This is a genomic window from Hyphomicrobium sp., from assembly GCF_036780825.1.
GTDB lineage: Bacteria > Pseudomonadota > Alphaproteobacteria > Rhizobiales > Hyphomicrobiaceae > Hyphomicrobium_C.
Map to the genome: position 1 here is coordinate 13,188 of NZ_DAIQCD010000032.1, position 17,905 is coordinate 31,092.

18 protein-coding genes are annotated in these 17,905 nt (G+C 65.5%); all 18 read left to right on the forward strand.

The features are described from left to right. The first annotated feature begins 49 nt into the window (after positions 1 to 49). Positions 50 to 562 (forward strand): universal stress protein, encoded by a 513-nt coding sequence (locus V7P99_RS11870; protein ID WP_333795035.1) that lies wholly within the window; start codon positions 50 to 52, stop codon positions 560 to 562. A 243-nt stretch (positions 563 to 805) separates the two neighbouring features. Then, positions 806 to 1,360 carry a NifU family protein gene (locus V7P99_RS11875; protein ID WP_333795036.1) on the forward strand — a complete coding sequence of 185 codons (555 nt, stop codon included), beginning with the start codon at positions 806 to 808 and terminating at the stop codon, positions 1,358 to 1,360. Positions 1,361 to 1,474: 114 nt separating this feature from the next. Next, the gene (locus V7P99_RS11880; protein WP_333795037.1) at positions 1,475 to 2,065 is read left to right on the forward strand and encodes a malonic semialdehyde reductase; all 591 of its coding nucleotides are present in this window, start codon (positions 1,475 to 1,477) and stop codon (positions 2,063 to 2,065) included. A gap of 54 nt (positions 2,066 to 2,119) precedes the next feature. Further along, positions 2,120 to 2,839 carry a tRNA (adenosine(37)-N6)-threonylcarbamoyltransferase complex dimerization subunit type 1 TsaB gene (tsaB, locus tag V7P99_RS11885; protein ID WP_333795038.1) on the forward strand — a complete coding sequence of 240 codons (720 nt, stop codon included), beginning with the start codon at positions 2,120 to 2,122 and terminating at the stop codon, positions 2,837 to 2,839. Then, on the forward strand, positions 2,836 to 3,327 hold the full coding sequence (locus tag V7P99_RS11890; RefSeq protein ID WP_333795039.1) for a GNAT family N-acetyltransferase: 492 nt from the start codon (positions 2,836 to 2,838) through the stop codon (positions 3,325 to 3,327). The genes tsaB and V7P99_RS11890 overlap by 4 nt, the downstream gene beginning before the upstream one ends. A gap of 85 nt (positions 3,328 to 3,412) precedes the next feature. Beyond that, positions 3,413 to 4,303: a lysophospholipid acyltransferase family protein gene (locus V7P99_RS11895; protein WP_333795040.1), complete on the forward strand. Its 891-nt coding sequence runs from the start codon at positions 3,413 to 3,415 to the stop codon at positions 4,301 to 4,303. Between the two features lie 207 nt (positions 4,304 to 4,510). Next, complete coding sequence (gene miaB, locus V7P99_RS11900; RefSeq protein WP_442909899.1) at positions 4,511 to 5,947, forward strand: tRNA (N6-isopentenyl adenosine(37)-C2)-methylthiotransferase MiaB; 1,437 nt, start codon at positions 4,511 to 4,513, stop codon at positions 5,945 to 5,947. A gap of 184 nt (positions 5,948 to 6,131) precedes the next feature. Then, the gene (locus tag V7P99_RS11905; protein WP_442909900.1) at positions 6,132 to 7,133 is read left to right on the forward strand and encodes a PhoH family protein; all 1,002 of its coding nucleotides are present in this window, start codon (positions 6,132 to 6,134) and stop codon (positions 7,131 to 7,133) included. Position 7,134: 1 nt separating this feature from the next. After that, positions 7,135 to 7,689 carry an rRNA maturation RNase YbeY gene (ybeY, locus tag V7P99_RS11910; protein WP_333795042.1) on the forward strand — a complete coding sequence of 185 codons (555 nt, stop codon included), beginning with the start codon at positions 7,135 to 7,137 and terminating at the stop codon, positions 7,687 to 7,689. Further along, entirely contained in the window at positions 7,686 to 8,738 is a 1,053-nt protein-coding gene (locus tag V7P99_RS11915; protein ID WP_333795043.1) for a CBS domain-containing protein, read from the forward strand. Before ybeY ends, V7P99_RS11915 begins: the two co-directional genes overlap by 4 nt. A 45-nt stretch (positions 8,739 to 8,783) precedes the next feature. Then, positions 8,784 to 10,400, forward strand: a complete 1,617-nt coding sequence (lnt, locus tag V7P99_RS11920) for an apolipoprotein N-acyltransferase (RefSeq protein WP_333795044.1) — start codon at positions 8,784 to 8,786, stop codon at positions 10,398 to 10,400. Positions 10,401 to 10,563: 163 nt separating this feature from the next. After that, positions 10,564 to 11,034, forward strand: a complete 471-nt coding sequence (locus V7P99_RS11925) for a helix-turn-helix domain-containing protein (RefSeq protein WP_333795045.1) — start codon at positions 10,564 to 10,566, stop codon at positions 11,032 to 11,034. 270 nt (positions 11,035 to 11,304) lie between these two features. Next, entirely contained in the window at positions 11,305 to 12,507 is a 1,203-nt protein-coding gene (gene metK / locus V7P99_RS11930; protein WP_333795046.1) for a methionine adenosyltransferase, read from the forward strand. 65 nt (positions 12,508 to 12,572) lie between these two features. Then, on the forward strand, positions 12,573 to 13,286 hold the full coding sequence (gene trmB, locus V7P99_RS11935; protein WP_333795047.1) for a tRNA (guanosine(46)-N7)-methyltransferase TrmB: 714 nt from the start codon (positions 12,573 to 12,575) through the stop codon (positions 13,284 to 13,286). A gap of 189 nt (positions 13,287 to 13,475) precedes the next feature. Further along, positions 13,476 to 14,111: a ribosome maturation factor RimP gene (gene rimP / locus V7P99_RS11940; RefSeq protein WP_333795048.1), complete on the forward strand. Its 636-nt coding sequence runs from the start codon at positions 13,476 to 13,478 to the stop codon at positions 14,109 to 14,111. 2 nt (positions 14,112 to 14,113) lie between these two features. After that, positions 14,114 to 15,772, forward strand: coding sequence for a transcription termination factor NusA (nusA, locus tag V7P99_RS11945; RefSeq protein WP_333795049.1), 1,659 nt, complete (start codon positions 14,114 to 14,116; stop codon positions 15,770 to 15,772). Between the two features lie 42 nt (positions 15,773 to 15,814). Beyond that, entirely contained in the window at positions 15,815 to 16,510 is a 696-nt protein-coding gene (locus V7P99_RS11950; RefSeq protein WP_333795050.1) for an RNA-binding protein, read from the forward strand. After that, the coding region (locus V7P99_RS11955) for a translation initiation factor IF-2 associated domain-containing protein (RefSeq protein ID WP_333795051.1) at positions 16,507 to 17,905 on the forward strand (1,399 nt) is incomplete at its 3' end. The genes V7P99_RS11950 and V7P99_RS11955, both read left to right, overlap by 4 nt.

The following is a 17,905-nucleotide window of genomic DNA, read 5'->3' on the forward strand; positions in this document are numbered from 1 at the left end:
ACGCAGGCATCTGTTGTGGACTTCCTGATCGCGTGGCAGCATCGCCGCTATGACGCTCACGTATCGCAAACGCCGCTCGTTCGAGGCCGGGCATACTCGGAAGTTCCTGCTCGTCGTCGACGAGAGTCCGGAGGTCGAAAGCGCGCTCTATTATGCGGCGGCGCGCGTGGTGCGCTCGTCCGGCATGATCCTCATGCTGCACGTGATCGAGCCCCAGGATTTCCAGTATTGGGCCGGCGTGCGCCAGGTGCAGATCGAGGAGGAGACGCTCAAGGCGCGCGCGCTGTTCCGCCTGTTCCGGCGCAAGCTGCATCTCGTGGGCTTCGAGAATATCCCCTGCGAGGAGCTGGTGCGCGAGGGCGTCAAGTCCGAGGAGATCATGAAGACCATAGCGGAGGACGAGGACGTCTCGATCCTGGTGCTTGGCGCATCCACGGATCCCGCAGGGCCTGGACCGCTCGTCTCGATGTTGGCGGCGGGCTCGGCGGCCGGGTCGTTCCCGATCCCGATCACCGTGGTGCCGGGAAATCTTGCTTTCGATGATATCATCGCGCTGGCGTGAGCCGGAGGCGGGCAAAGGCCGCCCCGCCCCAACAGTGCCGGAGAGAGGCACCATAGTGGTCCCGAAAGACCGATTCGCACTTTTCCGGAAGCACTCTCGGCAAGCATCTTCACCCATACGGGCGATTCCCTCTGAATGGGATCTGCTCTAGACAATCAGACATGCACTTCTTATTGTCTGGAACTATTCTAATATATACGGTTGTTGCGCCTTTGTGCGCCGGCCTACGCAGGAGATCACGGCATGTTCATCCAAACAGAGGCAACGCCGAACCCGCAGACGCTCAAGTTCATCCCCGGTAAGCAGGTGCTGGAGGATGGCACAGCCGATTTCCGCGCCAAGGGCGATGCAGAGGCTTCGCCGCTCGCGAAGCGTCTGTTCGACATCGACGGCGTGGCGGGCGTCTTTCTCGGCTCCGACTTCATCTCGGTGACCAAGACGGATATCGAGTGGCATCACCTGAAGCCCATGGTGCTCGGTGCGATCATGGAGCACTATCTTTCGGGGGCGGCGGTCGTCGATGGCCACGGTGCCAATGATGCGGCCGAGGGTTCCTACGATCCGGAGGACGCCGACGTGGTGGCGACGATCAAGGAGCTGCTCGAGACGCGCGTGCGCCCGGCGGTGGCCCAGGACGGCGGCGACATCACCTTCGCCGGCTTCCGCGAAGGGGTCGTTTACCTCCACATGCGCGGAGCATGCTCGGGCTGCCCCAGCTCGACGGCGACGCTGCGCCACGGCATCGAGAACCTGCTCAAGCATTTCTGCCCCGAGGTGGAGGAAGTGCAGGCGGTTTGAGCCGTCACAACACACGAAAACCCCGCTCCGGCGGGGTTTTTTTATGTGGCATCTCGCGCTTTCTGCTTTACCGATCATTGGCCCCCGAGGCTCAGTCTACGAGGACGAATTTCTATGGCATCTGCAATCGATCAACAGGCACTCGACCAGCTCTTCCTGTCTGCGCGGACCTACAGCGGCTGGCAGGCGAAGCCCGTTCCGGATGAGCTGCTCGTGAAGATTGTCGATCTCATGAAGCTCGGGCCGACGAGCGCCAATTGCGAGCCCGGCCGTATCGTCTTCGTCAAGTCGGCGGACGCGAAGGCGCGGCTGAAGCCGTTTTTGTCCTCCGGCAATACCGATAAGACGATGGCTGCGCCGGTGACGGCGATCATCGGCCATGACCTCGAATTTCACGAGAAGCTGCCGCAGCTCTTTCCTCACACGGACGCCAAGAGCTGGTTCACCGGCAAGCCGGAGCACGTGATCGAGACGGCGTTCCGCAACGGCTCGCTGCAGGGCGCCTATCTGATGCTGGCGGCCAGGGCGCTCGGGCTCGATTGCGGCCCGATGTCGGGCTTCGACCAGGCCGGAGTTACGACGGAGTTTTTTGCCGGGACCGCGATCAAGGCGAATTTCCTCTGCAATCTCGGCTATGGCGATGCCGCGGCGCTGAAGCCGCGTCTGCCGCGTCTCGCCTTCGACGAGGTGGCGAAGATCGTGTAATCGCCCAAGGGGATCGTTGCGCCATTCGCCTCGTGCTTTATGCTCCGCCGTGCCATGATCACGCTTGCCTTCGACACCTGCTTCGCCGGCTGCTCCGTCGCAGCCACATGGGACGGCCCTGGGGGGGACGGCCCCGAGGGGGCGTCCCAGTGCTGGCGTTTCGAGCGGCTCGTGCGTGGGCACGCGGAGCGCCTGACGCCGATGATCGGCGAGGTGATGAGCGAGGCGCCGTTCGGCTTTGATAAGATTGGCCTCATCGTGGTGACGACGGGGCCCGGCACGTTCACGGGGCAGCGGGTGGGGATCGCTGCGGCCCGGGCGCTCGCGCTCGCGACCGGCGCGCCGGTCGGCACGCTTTCGAGCCTTGCGGTGATGGCCTATACGGCGGCCGCAGAGTTCCCGGACGAGGTTGCCGGCAAGGCATTGGCCGTTGCGGTGGATGCGCGCCGTAGCGAGATCTATTTCCAGGTGTTCACGGGAGCGGATCTCTCGCCGCTCGGTCCGCCCGAGCTCACGACGCCGGAGGTTGCCGCGAAGGTGCTTGGCGAACTGGGGCCCGCGCTCATTGCGGTCGGCTCGGGGGCAAGCCTGCTCGCGGAGCACGCGCAAGGCCTGGGCGTTTCCGTTTCGGCCCGGCTTCCGACGCTGGAGCCGGATGTGCGTTTCATTCCGCCGGGCGCCGTGGTTGCAGGCCACGACCTGCCGCGGCCCCTCTATCTCAGGCCGCCGGATGCGAAGCCGCAGGACGGGGCGGCATTGGCAAGGGCACCATGAGCAAGGACGCGCTCGATCCCAAGTACGTCTCTCTGCTCTGGGCAGGACCGGAGCACGCGGCCGAGATCGCGCGGCTTCATGAAGAACTCTTTTCGCCGGCGTGGTCCGAAGACAGCGTGCGCACGCTCCTGGATCACCCGGCCTCAACGGCCTTTCTCGCTGTTGTCGGCGGGCCGCCGAAGGTTGCGATCGGCTTCGTCATGGCGCAGCTTGCGGCGGACGAGGCGGAGGTGCTTTCCGTCGGCGTCACGAAGGACTGGCAGCGCAAGGGTATTGGACAACAGCTCGTGCAAGGCGTGGCGCGGGCGGTGCAGCGGGCGGAGGCGCGTAGCCTGTTTCTTGAGGTTGCGGCCGACAACCATGCGGCGATGGAACTCTATACGCGTCTCGGATTTCTCGGCACTGGTCTACGTCGGGGCTACTACGATCGTCCGGGAGGCGAAGCCGTCGATGCCGTGACATTGGCGCTCAGGCTGCAAGGCCCGTAAGCTCGCGGAGGCTAGGCGACCGCCGGTTTTCCGGCAGTCGGCGAGAACTGCGCGGGTGCGTGAAAGGGGGCAAAGAGGCGAGCGTATGGGGACGTTGCGGGCGGCTTCCATCCTGACCGGGTTCTTCGCGCTCACCGTACCGCTGATGCCGGTGCAGGCGGCTCTCGTCCGCCTCTCGTCCGCAGGCGCGCGCCGCTTTCCGCACTGGTATCACCGCCAGGTGTGCCGGCTGATCGGAGTCCGTCTCACGATCGAGGGCCGCGTTGCGGCGGATCGTCCGGTTCTGCTTATTTCCAATCATACCTCGTGGCTCGATATCCCCGTGCTCTCAGCGGTGGCGCCGGTGTCGTTCGTGGCCAAGAAGGAGGTGGGCCGATGGCCTTTCGTGTCGTCGCTGGCGCGCCTCCAGCGGACCGTGTTCGTCGACCGGGAACGGCGCAGCGCCGTCGGCGAGACGACCGGCGAGATCATGGCGCGGCTTGCCGACGGGGATACGATCGTGCTGTTCGCAGAAGGGACCTCGAGCGACGGCAATCGCGTGCTGCCGTTCAAGACGTCGCTCTTCGCAGCCGCCAAGCCGACGGCAAAGGCCGGCGCCTCGGGAGAGGACGCCCCTGCAAAGGACGCGGTGGTGCAGACGCTCTCGCTCGTCTACACGCGACTGCATGGTGTGCCGCTCAACCGGTCGGCGAGGCCGCTGGTCGGCTGGTTCGGAGACATGGAGATGCAGAGCCACGCCTGGGCGCTGCTCAAGGCGGGGCCGCTCGACGTGCGCATCCGTATCGGCGAGCCGGTGCCGCTGGCCGAGTTCGCCGACCGGAAGGCGCTGGCCCGCCACAGCGAGGCGGAGATCCGCACCAATGTCGTGCGGATGCTGCGCAGCTATCCAGAAGACGCGGAAATTCAGACCATTGCCCCTGCGGCGGAGAAGCGCACCCGGCCTACAGCCGCGCGTGAACGTGCCCTGTTTCGCTGAATCCGCGCGCGATTCTCTTGCGCGTTCAGGATTAATCGGCCATGCGGTCCGCTCATGTCTTGGGCGAGGTATACTTGCTAGATGCCTGTCCGATCTGGACAAACCCCGGGCGCGATGCTGCAATGCGGTATCGCGAGGTGCGCCTGCGGGCGAATTGTGGTATCGGATCGGCCCGCTGCATCTCTCAGGACCGGGAACGCATAGTCTTTGGACGACCCTCTCTTGGACGATCTCGACCCATCCCTTTGCGATGATACGGAGCCCCACCCGGGGCCGTCCGGCGGCGAAGCGTCCGCGCCCGTGACCAAGCGGGTGTTCATCAAGACGTTCGGCTGCCAGATGAACGTCTACGATTCCGAGCGCATGAGCGAGGCGCTCGCGGCGGAGGGCTATGTCGAGACGAGCGACGCTCAAGACGCCGATCTCACCATCCTCAACACCTGCCACATCCGCGAGAAGGCGGCCGAGAAGGTCTATTCGGATCTCGGGCGCCTGCGCGATATTAAGACGGCCCGGGCGGATGGCGGCAAGGACACGCTGATCGCTGTCGCCGGGTGCGTGGCGCAGGCGGAAGGCCAGGAGATCGTACGGCGCGCGCCGGCGGTCGACCTCGTGCTCGGCTCGCAGAGCTACCATCGGCTGCCGGAGCTCATCGCGCGCCTGAAGCGCGGCGAGCAGGCGATCGTCGAGACGGATTTCCCGGACGAAGACAAGTTTCAGGCGCTGCCGGAGCGCGCGCCGCCGAAAGCCCCCGTGTCGGCGTTTCTCACCGTGCAGGAAGGCTGCGACAAGTTCTGCACCTTCTGCGTCGTGCCCTATACGCGGGGCATGGAATATTCGCGCCCCGTCGAAGCGCTTCTCTCTGAAGCGCGCCGCCTCGTCGCACGCGGGGTGCGCGAGATCACGCTGCTCGGCCAGAACGTCAATGCGTATCACGGCGATGCGCCGGATGGCGGGCCGACGACGCTCGCCGGCCTCATCCGCCATCTCGCGGGTGTCGATGGGCTCGAGCGCATCCGCTATACGACGAGCCATCCGCGCGACATGAGCGACGATCTCATTCAGGCGCACGGGCATGAGGAAAAGCTGATGCCGTATCTGCATCTGCCATTCCAGTCCGGTTCGGACCGCGTGCTCGCCGCCATGAACCGCAAACATACGGCGGCCGAATACGTCGACATCATCGGCCGCGTCCGCGAGGCGCGCCCCGACATCGCGCTCTCGACGGACATCATCGTCGGCTTCCCGGATGAAAGCGACGAGGACTTTGAGGAGACTCTGAAGCTCGTCCAGCAGGTGAGCTTCGCACATGCGTTCTCGTTCATGTACAGCCCCCGGCCCGGCACGCCGGCGTCCACCATGGATGGCCAGGTTCCGGATGAGGTGAAGCGGGAGCGCCTCGCGCGCCTGCAGGACGCGATCGATGCGCAATACGCGGCGTTCAATGGGCAGTTCGTGGGCAAGACGCTGCCCGTGCTGTTCGAAAAATCCGGCCGGCGCGAGGGTCAGCTCGTGGGGCGCTCGCCTTATCTGCAACTTGTGCATGCAGATGCCGAGCCATCGCTTATCGGCCAGGTGGTGGACGTCGCGATCGAAGTAACCGGCGCCAACAGCCTTTCGGGCGTCATTCGCGGGCACAAATGAACCTGTTACCGGTTAGAGCATTGAGCAGAAGCGTTGATCGGTTCACGCTCAGCCTTATGCTAGGCTTGCTAAGTGGGGTAACGAGTCGTGCGCCGTAGTGCGGGGAAGGCGGACTTCGGCCGCCTCGGTTTTGCGGTCCGAAGCGATCATGGTCCAGTCTCAGGAGACGAGACGCTTGACAGCAATGCGCGGCCAGACGGCAATAGGTCGACGGCGAGTGCCTAAGCTCCCAAGCCCAATCAAGCGCGTGGTCGTCCCGTTCGAGGACAACCGGCATGTGAACCGCCTCCTCGGCGAGTTCGACGCCAATCTGGCGCTCGTCGAGGATCGGCTCGGCATCGAGGCGCACGCACACGGCAACGTCGTCATCCTGTCTGGGCCCGAAGCCGCCTGCGAGATTGCCCGCGAGGTGCTCGAAAAGCTCTACGCGCGTGTGGCGAAGGGAGAGCACGTGGGACCGGGTGACTTTGACGGCATGATCCGCCATGCGCGCCAGCAGGATATTCCGGCGTCGGACGGGCAGGCGCAGATCGGCACCCGCCGCCGCCTGGTCAAGGCGCGCACGCCCGCCCAGAGCGTTTATATCCGTGCCCTCGAAACGACGGACCTCGTGTTCGGCATCGGACCGGCGGGCACCGGCAAGACCTATCTCGCGGTGGCTTACGCCGCCCAGTGCCTCGAGCGGGGCCTTGTCGAGCGCATCATTTTGTCCCGGCCTGCGGTCGAGGCCGGCGAGAGGCTCGGCTTCCTGCCAGGCGACATGCGCGAGAAGGTCGATCCCTATCTGCGTCCGCTCTATGACGCGCTCTACGATGTGCTGCCGCCGGAAAAGGTGGAGCGGGATCTCGAGAGCGGGGTCATCGAAATCGCGCCGCTCGCCTTCATGCGCGGGCGAACGCTCGCCAATGCGTGCGTCATCCTGGACGAGGCGCAGAATACGACCAGCATGCAGATGAAGATGTTTCTGACGCGGCTCGGCGAGAATTCCAAGATGGCCGTGACCGGCGATCCCTCGCAGATCGACTTGCCGCCGGGCATGGTGTCGGGGTTGGAGGAAGCGGTGCGCCTGCTCTCCGACGTGGCCGGCATCACCGCCGTCAGATTCTCTAGCGCCGATGTCGTGAGACGCGACCTCGTGGCCCGGATCGTGGACGCCTACGACCGGCCGGGTGCGGGGAAGGCCTGATATGCCCGACTCTGCGGACAGTCGAAGTCCTGGCGTGGGAGGGCGCGAGCCTTCTCACTGGCTCAATCTCGATGTTCTGGACGAGGCTGGAGACTGGTCGCGGATCGGCGATCGGAAAGCGCTCGTCGCAGCGGCCGCACGGGCCCTGGCGGACAATCCCCGCTTTTCGGCGCGCCCCCCCGCAGAGGCCTGCGTGGCGCTCAGCGATGACGAGACGGTGCGCGATCTCAACGCGCGGTTTCGAGGCAAGGACAAGCCGACCAACGTTCTGTCTTTTCCTGCGCCCGCGGGAATGGCGCCCGAAGGGCCGCAAGCGCTCGGCGACATTGTGTTGGCGCAGGAGACGATCGAGCGGGAGGCCGCGGAGCAAGGCGTGCCGGCGGCCCACCATCTTCAGCATCTCGTCATACATGGCCTTTTGCACCTGCTCGGTTTCGATCACGACAGCGAGCCGGACGCGGACGAGATGGAGGGCATCGAGATCGACGTTCTCTCGACCCTCGGCATCGCCAACCCTTACGGCCCCGGCGGCGAGACCGCCCATTCGGACCCATGACCAACGACGACCAGATGCACGACGCAAGTTACGATACCGCGCGGCGCACGATGCGCGAAAGCGCGAGCGGCTGGCTGCATACCTTGTGGGCGCGGCTCGGCCTCTCCGAGGAGCAGACGCTGCGCGACAAGCTCGAGGTTCTGCTCACGGAGGAGGAAAATGCCGCCAGCGGCTTTTCCGCCGAAGAGCGGAAGATGCTGCTCGGCCTCTTGCACTTCGGCACCTCGCGCGTCGACGAGATCATGGTTCCGCGCGCCGACATCATAGCCATCGACGAGACGGAGCCGCTTGGCGCGCTGGTCCGCCTGTTCGAGGAATCGGGTGTCTCCCGAATTCCGATCTTCCATGAGACGCTCGACGATCCGCGGGGGATGATCCACATCAAGGATCTCTTCCGGTGGATTTCGGCGGAAGTTTCCGGGCGCCCCCTGCGCGCGCCGACCAAGCAGCGGCCTGGATACTTGGAGAGCGGACAAGCCGAGCCCGGGGGAGAGAAGTCGTTCGATCCCAAGCCCGATCTCAGCCGCATCGATCTATCGCGGCCCATCTCCGTATTGAGGCTCAGAAAGCCGGTGCTCTACGTGCCGCCGTCGATGCCGTCCACGGGGCTTCTGGTGCGCATGCAGGCGACGCACATCCACATGGCGCTCATTGTCGACGAGTACGGCGGCACCGACGGGCTCGTTACCATTGAGGATCTCGTCGAACAGATCGTGGGCGATATCGAGGACGAGCACGACGAGGAGGAGGCGGATCTCATATCGGACGATCCGGCTCTCGGGATGGTGGCGTCGGGACGGGCGCCGGTGGCAGAGCTCGAGACGCGGCTCGGCCGCAAGCTGCTGACGCCCGAAGAGGAAGCGGAAGTCGATACGCTCGGTGGGCTCGTCTTTACGATCATTGAGCGCGTGCCGGTGCGAGGCGAGATGATCCAGCATCCGACATCGGGCGTCATCTTCGAGGTTCTCGACGCTGATGAGCGCAGCGTGAAGCGGCTCAAGATCCATCTGCCGGAGTCGCCGGAGAGCGGCAATGCCGCGGCCGACTGACCGCGGATGAGTGGGGGCGGCCGCATGGCGGACTGGCGAGGGGCCGTGACGAAAGCTCACGGATGGCGAAGGGGCGCCATCGCTTTCCTGGCCGGCGCATTTTCCAATCTCGCAATGGCGCCGTTCTTCTTCGCGCCGGTGCTGTTCCTAACGCTTCCCGTGCTCGTCTGGCTGATCGACGGAGCGGCTTGCCGGGACGGATCCTCGAGATACCAGGGGGCGCGAGCCGCTGCCGCGTCCGGATGGTGGTTCGGCTTCGGCTATTTCCTATTCGGGCTGTTCTGGATCGGAGAAGCGTTCCTCGTCGAGGCGGACAAGTTCGGCTGGCTGCTGCCGTTCGCCGTCACGCTGATGCCGGCAGGGCTCGCTCTCTTCTGGGGTGCGGCGGCGGCCGTTGCCGCCTTTTTGTGGCGGCCGGGCGTCGCGCGCCTCATCGTGCTCGCCCTGACGCTTGCCGCCGCGGAATGGCTGCGGGGACATGTGCTCACGGGCTTTCCGTGGAACACGCTCGGCTATGCTCTGACATGGCCGCTCGTGCTGATGCAAAGCGCGGGGCTCGTCGGTATTTACGGCCTGACGCTGATCGCGGTGCCGGTCTTCGGCGCGCCCGTCGTGATGATAGCGGATGCCGATGGTGCCTCCCGGCGCAGGGCTTCGCTCGCCGCGCTGGGCGTGGCCGGCGTGCCGCTGCTGCTGCTTGCCGGCTACGGAGCCGCGCGCCTTCTAACGGCTCCTTCGGGAATGGTGGAAGGCGTTGCGATCCGGATCGTGCAGCCGAGCGTTCCGCAGCGCGAGAAGTGGCTGCCCGAGAAGCAAGCCGCCATCTTCCAGGATCATCTGGCGCTTTCGGAAACGAATGCGGCGGGCGGGCGAGACGGCCTTCGCGGCATCACGCACCTGATCTGGCCGGAGGCGGCGATGCCGTTCCTGCCGCTCGAGCATCCCGAGGCGCTGGCGGCCATCGGGGACATGCTGCCGGACGGCACGTTCCTCCTCACCGGGGCGCTGAGGCGGGAGGGCGCGGACGGCAATCCGGCGACGCCTCCTATCCGCGCCTACAATAGCCTCCTGGTGCTGGATGGCGATGGAGCCCTCGCGGGCGTCTACGACAAGACCCATCTCGTGCCGTTCGGTGAGTATCTTCCCTGGCAGGAAACGCTCGAGGCGGTCGGGCTCGAGCAACTGACGCGCTGGCGCGGGGGGTTCTCCGTTGGCACCTCTCCGCGCCCGCTGCTTAGCGTCCCGGGCCTGCCCGCGCTCGGCGGGCTCATCTGCTACGAGGCGATCTTTCCGGGGGTTGGCGACGCCAGTGCCGGGCGCCCCGCGGCTCTCGTCAACGTGACGAACGACGGCTGGTTCGGGAATACGACGGGGCCCCGGCAGCACTTCCATCAGGCGCGGGTGCGTGCCGTGGAAGAGGGCGTGCCGCTGCTGCGCGCCGCCAACAACGGCATATCGGCCGTGGTCGATGCCAGCGGCCGCATCCTTTATGATCTTGGAATGAACGCCCGTGGGACGATCGACACGCCGCTTCCTCTGGCGCGGCCGGCGCCGCCGTTCGCGCTTTGGGGAAACGGTATTTTCCTCATAATCGCCGGGCTTTTCGCGGCTTCGCTATATTTTTTAGGAAAGGTTGAGTCCGGCGATACACACACGAATTAAACAATTGCGCTTATTTCACGCAGCGGTTGTATTGCAATGACTGATGCAGCCCTACAATGGGGGTAAAATAAATTGCATAGCAGTAAAATATTGACCGGGAGCGTCGACTTCCATAGGCAGGGAATAAGCCCACAGGTCGAAAAGGACCGGGAGAATGAACCTAATGTCAAAAGGCAATGTCAACGACACGCTCGAGGAGGAAGCCGACACGGAGCGTAGCTCGCGCAAGCCGAACCCGATCGATGCGCATGTCGGGACGCGGGTGCGTTTGCGCCGCATGCTGCTCGGCATGAGCCAGGAGAAGCTCGGCGAGCATCTGGGACTCACATTCCAGCAGGTTCAGAAATACGAAAAGGGCGTGAACCGCATTGGCGCCAGCCGGCTGTTCGATTTGTCACGCGTCCTCGGGGTCCCGGTCCAATTCTTCTATGACGAGGCGCCGGCAGACCTCATCGAGCCTTCGCTTGCACCGGGGTTCGCAGAGCGGCCAGCCGAAAGCTACGTGATTGAGTTCCTCTCGACGCGTGAGGGTATGGAACTCAACAAGGCGTTCGTGAAAATCAGCGATCCGCGCGTGCGCCGGTCGGTCGTGGACCTCGTCCGCACGCTCGGCGGCGAAGAAGCGCCGGATTGATTTCGCCGCGCCGTCTTTGGGAAGATTGCGGAGCATGCGCCGCATGGCTTGCGTGCCGGTATGCCGGAGCGGTGCGGGCCGGGGAAATCGCCGGAGCCGCCCGCCGGGAAGGCGCCGCTGCGCTTGACCGAGCCGACCAAAACCTGCAAGACACGGCGCTATTCCCCTTAGAGCCGCGGCTTCATCCGGGGAGGCTGGCCGCCTGTCTTGCGTGGTTCGACGGGCGGAGCCGGACAGTTGCGCAAGCAGGAACGAGATCGAGGGCATCAAGTGGCACGCCAGTCCTATCTGTTCACGAGCGAGTCGGTTTCGGAGGGGCATCCGGACAAGGTTTGCGATCGAATCTCCGACGAGGTCGTGGACGCATTCTTCCGCGAGGGCCTTGCCGAAGGCCTTGATCCGTGGAGCATCCGCGCCGCTTGCGAAACGCTCGCGACCACCAACCGCGTGGTCATTGCCGGCGAATGCCGCGGACCAGGCTCGCTCACCGTGGCGAGGATCGAGGACATCACGCGCACGGCCATCCGCGACATCGGCTATGAGCAGGCGGGCTTCCACTGGGCGAACTGCAACATCGAAGTGCTGCTGCACGCCCAGTCGGCGGATATCGCGCAGGGCGTCGACGCCAAGCAGCCGACCAACCAGGAAGAGGGCGCGGGCGACCAGGGCATCATGTTCGGCTACGCATGCCGCGAGACGCCCGAGCTGATGCCGGCGCCGATCTACTATGCGCACAAGATCCTCGAAGATCTGGCGCGGGCGCGCAAGACCAAGAGCGGAGACGCGGCGAAGCTCGGCCCGGATTCCAAGAGCCAGGTGACGGTGCGCTACGAGGACGGCAAGCCCGTCGGCGTGACGCAGATTGTCGTCTCGCACCAGCACCTCGTCGAGAACCTGACCTCGGGCGATGTGCGCGATATCGTCGAGCCCTACGTGCGCCAGGCGCTGCCCGACGGTTGGATCACCCGCGATACGGTGTGGCACATCAATCCCACGGGCAAGTTCTTCATCGGCGGCCCCGATGGCGATACCGGCCTTACCGGGCGTAAGATCATCGTCGACACCTACGGCGGCGCAGCCCCTCATGGCGGCGGCGCGTTCTCGGGCAAGGACCCGACGAAGGTCGACCGCTCGGCGGCCTACGCCGCGCGCTATCTCGCCAAGAACATCATCGCTGCCGGTCTGGCGGACCGCTGCACGATCCAGCTCTCCTACGCGATCGGTGTGGCGAAGCCGCTGTCGATCTATGTCGACACGCATGGCACCGGCAAGGCGGACGAGAGCGCGATCGAGGCGGCGGTGGACAAGGTCATGGACCTCACCCCGCGCGGTATTCGCGAGACGCTCGACCTCAACCGGCCGATCTATGCGCGGACCTCGGCCTACGGGCATTTCGGCCGCAAGCCGGACAACGACGGCGGCTTCTCCTGGGAGAAGCTCGACCTCGCCGATGCCATGCAGAAGGCGATGTGACGCCCGTTGCAGCCGCCTTTTTTTGACGGCCGCAGGATTCCTGCGGCCGTTACGTTGAGGACCGCATGGTGGAGCCCGTGCAAGGCAGAACCGCTCATCCGCATGGTGAACTCCGCTCGTTCGGGCGGCGGCGGGGGCGCAGGCTCAGTGAGCGCCAGGAGCGCCTGCTCGAGGACCTCCTGCCGCGTGTGGCCGTCGATCCTACGCAGCCCGGCCTCAATGATCTGGGCGAGCTCTTTCCCAAGTCCATCGCGGCCGTGTGGCTCGAGATCGGGTTCGGCGGTGCCGAGCATCTCGTCTGGCAGGCAAAGGCCAACCCGGGTGTTGGCCTCATCGGATGCGAGCCGTTCGAGGAAGGCTTGGTCAAGGCGCTGACGGCGATCGAGGAAGACGGGCTTGGCAACGTCCGTCTCTATGGGGACGACGTGCGGCCAATGCTGCGCTGGCTGCCTGCCGCATCGCTGGATCGCGTCTTCATCCTGTTCCCCGATCCGTGGCCCAAGAAGCGGCATCAGAAACGGCGGCTGTTCTCTCCCGCGCTGCTCGAGCTTCTGGCGCGCGTGATGAAGCCCGGGGCGGAGCTTAGGCTTGCCACCGATATCGGCGATTATGCGCGCACGGCCCTCCTGGCTGTTGCGCAGACGCCTGAATTTCTCTGGACGGTGGACAGCTCCGCCGACTGGCGCGTGCGCCCCGCGGACTGGCCGGCGACGCGCTACGAAGCCAAAGCGAGGCGCGAGGGGCGCCGCTCCTATTTCTTCCGCTTCGTGCGTATCTAGTCCTGGAGCGGCGCGAAAACGGCTGCCTGGCTAGGCGCCCGCTGGAACGCGGCTGGGAATGCGCTTGCCAGGATGGGCATTGTCACGTATTCTTCATTCGCTCATGATCATCTCAACTTCGAGAGTGGGCCCCGCAAGGGTCCGCTCTTTTTGTTTTGGCAGCCGGATCGGCCGCCGGAATGCACGGGCATGCAAAGCACGAACGAGGTCGTTTCGGACGACCGTTTCATCCTGGAGACCGGTCTTGCATCGGAACTCGCCGAGCTCGTCGAGCCTGTGCTCGAGGACCTTGGATTCCGACTCGTGCGTATCGAAATATCCGGTCAGGACGGCAAGACCGTCCAGGTCATGGCGGAGCGGCCCGATGGTACGATGACCATCGACGACTGCGAAGCGGTCTCGAGGGCGGTCTCGCCGGTGCTCGATGTGGCCGATGTCGTGGCCGAGGCCTACAGGCTCGAGATCTCCTCGCCTGGGATCGACCGCCCGCTGGTGAGGCCATCCGATTTCGTCGATTGGGCGGGATCGGAGGCCAAGATCGAGCTTAAGGCGCCCGTCGACGGCCGCCGCCGCTTCCGGGGCCATCTCGTCGGCTTCGAGAACGGCGAGGTGCTGATCGAGGCGGATCTGGGCGACGCGGGCCGCAACGTGATCGGCCTCGCCGTCGGCATGATTGCAACCGCCCGGCTGGTGCTCACCGACGACCTCATCCGCGAGGCGCTGACCCGTGCCAAAAACAAAGGCAAGGGCAAGAAGGGACAACTCGGAGACGGTGAAGAAGCCGATCCGGACGATTTCAAGACCGACGACGTGGAGGGTCTCTGATTATGGCAGTCGTAGCAGGTATCAGCGCCAACAGGCTCGAGCTTCTGCAGATTGCAGAAGCCGTGGCGCGAGAAAAGACTATCGACCGCAAGATCGTCATCCAGGCCATGGAAGATGCGATCCAGAAGGCCGCCAAGTCGCGCTATGGGGCCGAGAACGACATCCGGTGCGAGATCGATCCGAAGACCGGCGAAACGCGGCTGTCGCGCGTGCTCGCGGTCGTCGAGGAAGTCGAGAACGAGTCGACGCAGATCACGCTCGAGGATGCGAGGCGGCGTAACCCCGAGGCGCAGGTCGGCGATCTCATCGCCGAGAGCCTGCCGCCGCTCGATTTCGGCCGCGTTGCCGCGCAGAACGCCAAGCAGGTGATCGTGCAGAAGGTGCGCGAGGCCGAGCGGGACCGCCAATACGGCGAATACAAAGACCGCGTCGGCGAGATCGTCAACGGTACGGTCAAGCGCGCCGAGTACGGTAACGTCATCGTCGATCTCGGCCGGGCGGAGGGCATTATTCGTCGCGATGAAATGATCCCGCGCGAGAACGTGCGCTACGGAGACCGTATCCGCGCCTACATCTACGACGTGCGCCGCGAGCAGCGGGGCCCGCAGATCTTCCTGTCGCGCGCGCGGCCGGAGTTCATGAGCAAGCTCTTCGCCCAGGAAGTGCCCGAGATCTATGACGGCACGGTCGAGATCAAGTCGGTTGCGCGCGATCCCGGCTCGCGAGCCAAGATCGCCGTCATTTCCCGTGATAGCTCGATCGACCCCGTCGGCGCCTGCGTCGGCATGCGCGGCGCGCGCGTGCAGGCCGTCGTCAATGAGCTGCAGGGCGAGAAGGTCGACATCATCCAGTGGAACGGCGATGCGGCGAGCTTCATCGTCAACGCGCTGGCGCCGGCCGAGGTGTCCAAGGTCGTGCTCGACGAGGATGCGACCCGCATCGAGGTGGTGGTTCCGGAGAGCCAGCTCTCCCTCGCCATCGGACGGCGCGGGCAGAACGTGCGCCTCGCTTCGCAGCTCACCGGCTGGGATATCGATATCCTGACGGAGCAGGAGGAGAGCGAGCGGCGCCAGAAGGAGTTCGCCGAGCGCTCGCAGGTGTTCATGGATGCGCTCGACGTGGACGAGGTCATCGCCCAGCTGCTCGTCACCGAGGGCTTTGCCTCGGTCGAGGAGGTGGCTTACGTTGATCTCTCGGAGATTGCCCATATCGAGGGCTTCGACGAGAATACGGCGAACGAGATCCAGACGCGCGCGCGCGAATACCTCGATAAGATCGAGGCTGAGCGCGATGCCCGCAGGCGTGAGCTCGGCGTTGCCGACGATCTCACCGGGGTCGAGGGCGTGACAACGGCCATGCTCGTTGCATTCGGCGAGAATGGAATCAAAACCCTCGAGGATCTCGCTGACTGCGCGACGGACGATCTCGTCGGCTGGACGGAGCGCTCGAAGGAGAGAGAGAAGGAGCCCGTGCGGCACAAAGGCGTGCTGGACGGCTTCGAGGTGGGCCGCAAGGAGGCCGAGGACATGATCATGGCGGCCCGCGTGCTCGCCGGCTGGATCACGCCCGAGGAACTGGCAGCGCCCGCCGAGGACGACGACCAGGGAGACGCCGAGACGGGCGAGGATTCCGATGCGGCACAGCCCGCGCCGGAAGCCTGAGGCCGTGATCGCGCGCAAACGAGATTCGGAGGATCCGAGGCTTTGGCCGACCGCCGCCGCCAGCTTGATGCCGAGCTTGCCGTCCATGGGGATGGCAGGCTGCGGCTGTGCGCGGCCACGCGGGAGGCGGTCGACGCCAGCGAACTGATCCGATTCGTCGCGGATCCGGCGGGCAACGTCGTCCCCGATCTCCAGCGGCGCCTTCCCGGACGGGGGGTGTGGATCAAGGCCGAGAAGGCGATCGTGGCAAAGGCCGCGCAGGCCAACGTCTTTGCTAGAAGCCTTAAGCGGGCTGCCAAAGCCGCACCTGATCTCGCCGACCACGTCGATCAGCTCATCGAAAAGCGCGTGCTCGGAGCGTTGGCCCTGGCCAACAAGGCCGGGCTTGTGACGACGGGATTCCAGCAGGTCGACGAGCTGGTGGAAAAGGGCGCAGCCGCGATCCTGGTGCAGGGTTCGGATGCGGCCCAGGGCGGGCGCGAGAAGCTCGCCCGCAAGTTTGTAGCGGTCGCGCGGGCAAGCGGCCGCTCGCCCATTATGGTGACCAATCTCACGACGGAACAATTGAGCTTGGCCATAGGGCGGTCAAATGTGGTACATGCTGCCCTCACACAAGGTGGGACCGCCGAGCGGTTCAAGGAAGAGGCCGAGCGGCTCAGCCGCTACCGGTCTGGTCCCGTTGCAACCACGGAACCGGATAGTTCCCCCGAATCTAGAGGTTTAACGGATATCGAATGAGCGAAACCAAGGACACTGCCGACAAGACGTTGACCGGAGGCGGCCGCAAGCCGCTCTCGCTGCAGCGCACCGTTGAATCGGGCCACGTCCGGCAGAGCTTCAGCCATGGACGCTCGAAGTCGGTCGTGGTCGAGAAGCGCAAGACCCGCAAGCTGGCTGCTCCGGGCGCGCCGGCCGGCGAAACGCCGCACGCGGCTCCGGCTTCGCGGGCTGAGACGCGGCCCGCATCTAGACCGCCGGCACGTCAGGACGGCGGCAAGGCCGATCTTCTGCGCCCCGAAGAGCGCGATGCGCGCGCGCGCGCGCTGGCAGAGGCACGCAGGCAGGCCCGCGAGGACGCCGAGCGGGCAGCCGCACAGCAGGCCGAGGACGCTGCGCGCGCCGCGGCTGCGCCGCCGGCACCGCCCGCGGAGCCTGAGGCTCCGGTCGAGGCCGCGCCTACGCCACCCCCGGCCGCCGCACCAGCGAGCGAGCCACGGCACCGGCCCGCTCCTCCTGCAGCCGAGCGGGCTCCGGCACGCCAGGCAGGGGAGACGGAACGAACGCGCCCCGCAGCCTCGCGTTCGCGTGGGCCGGTCAGCTTCGATACGCGCTTCGCACCACGTGAGGGCGGCCGCCCGATGCAGATCGAGCTGCCTCGTCCTGCTGCGCCGGCTGCTGACCGCACCTCCGGCGACGTGACGAAAATCGTCAAGGAAGTACGACAGCGCCCGGCAGCCACTGAGCCTAGGGACGAGGAGGATGCACGCGCCGGCAAGCGCGGCAGCAAAGTCGTGCGCACGCCGGTCAAGGTGGGCGGCGAGGATCGCCGCGAGCGTGGCAAGCTCACCATCAACAACGCCCTCGACGAGCAGCAGCGCGAGCGCTCGCTTGCTTCGCTCAAGCGCCGCCGTGAGCGCGAGAAGCTCAAGGCGATGGGCATCCAGCAGCCGAGGGACAAGATTGTGCGTGAGGTGATCATTCCGGAAGCGATCACCATCCAGGAGCTTTCCAACCGCATGACCGAGCGCGGCGTCGACGTCATCAGGTTTTTGATGAAGGAAGGCGCCATGCATAAGATCACCGACGTGATCGATGCGGACACGGCAGAGCTGATCGTGAGCGAGTTCGGCCATACGCCGAAGCGCGTCTCGGAAGCCGACGTCGAGACCGGGTTCATCGGCGACAAGGACGTCGATGAGCACATGCTGCCGCGCGCGCCGGTGGTCACGATCATGGGCCACGTCGACCACGGCAAGACGTCGACGCTCGATGCCATCCGCCAGGCCAACGTTGTCTCGGGCGAAGCCGGCGGCATCACGCAGCACATCGGCGCCTATCAGGTGACGACGCCGTCGGGATCGAAGGTGACGTTCATCGATACGCCGGGCCACGCCGCGTTCACCGCCATGCGCG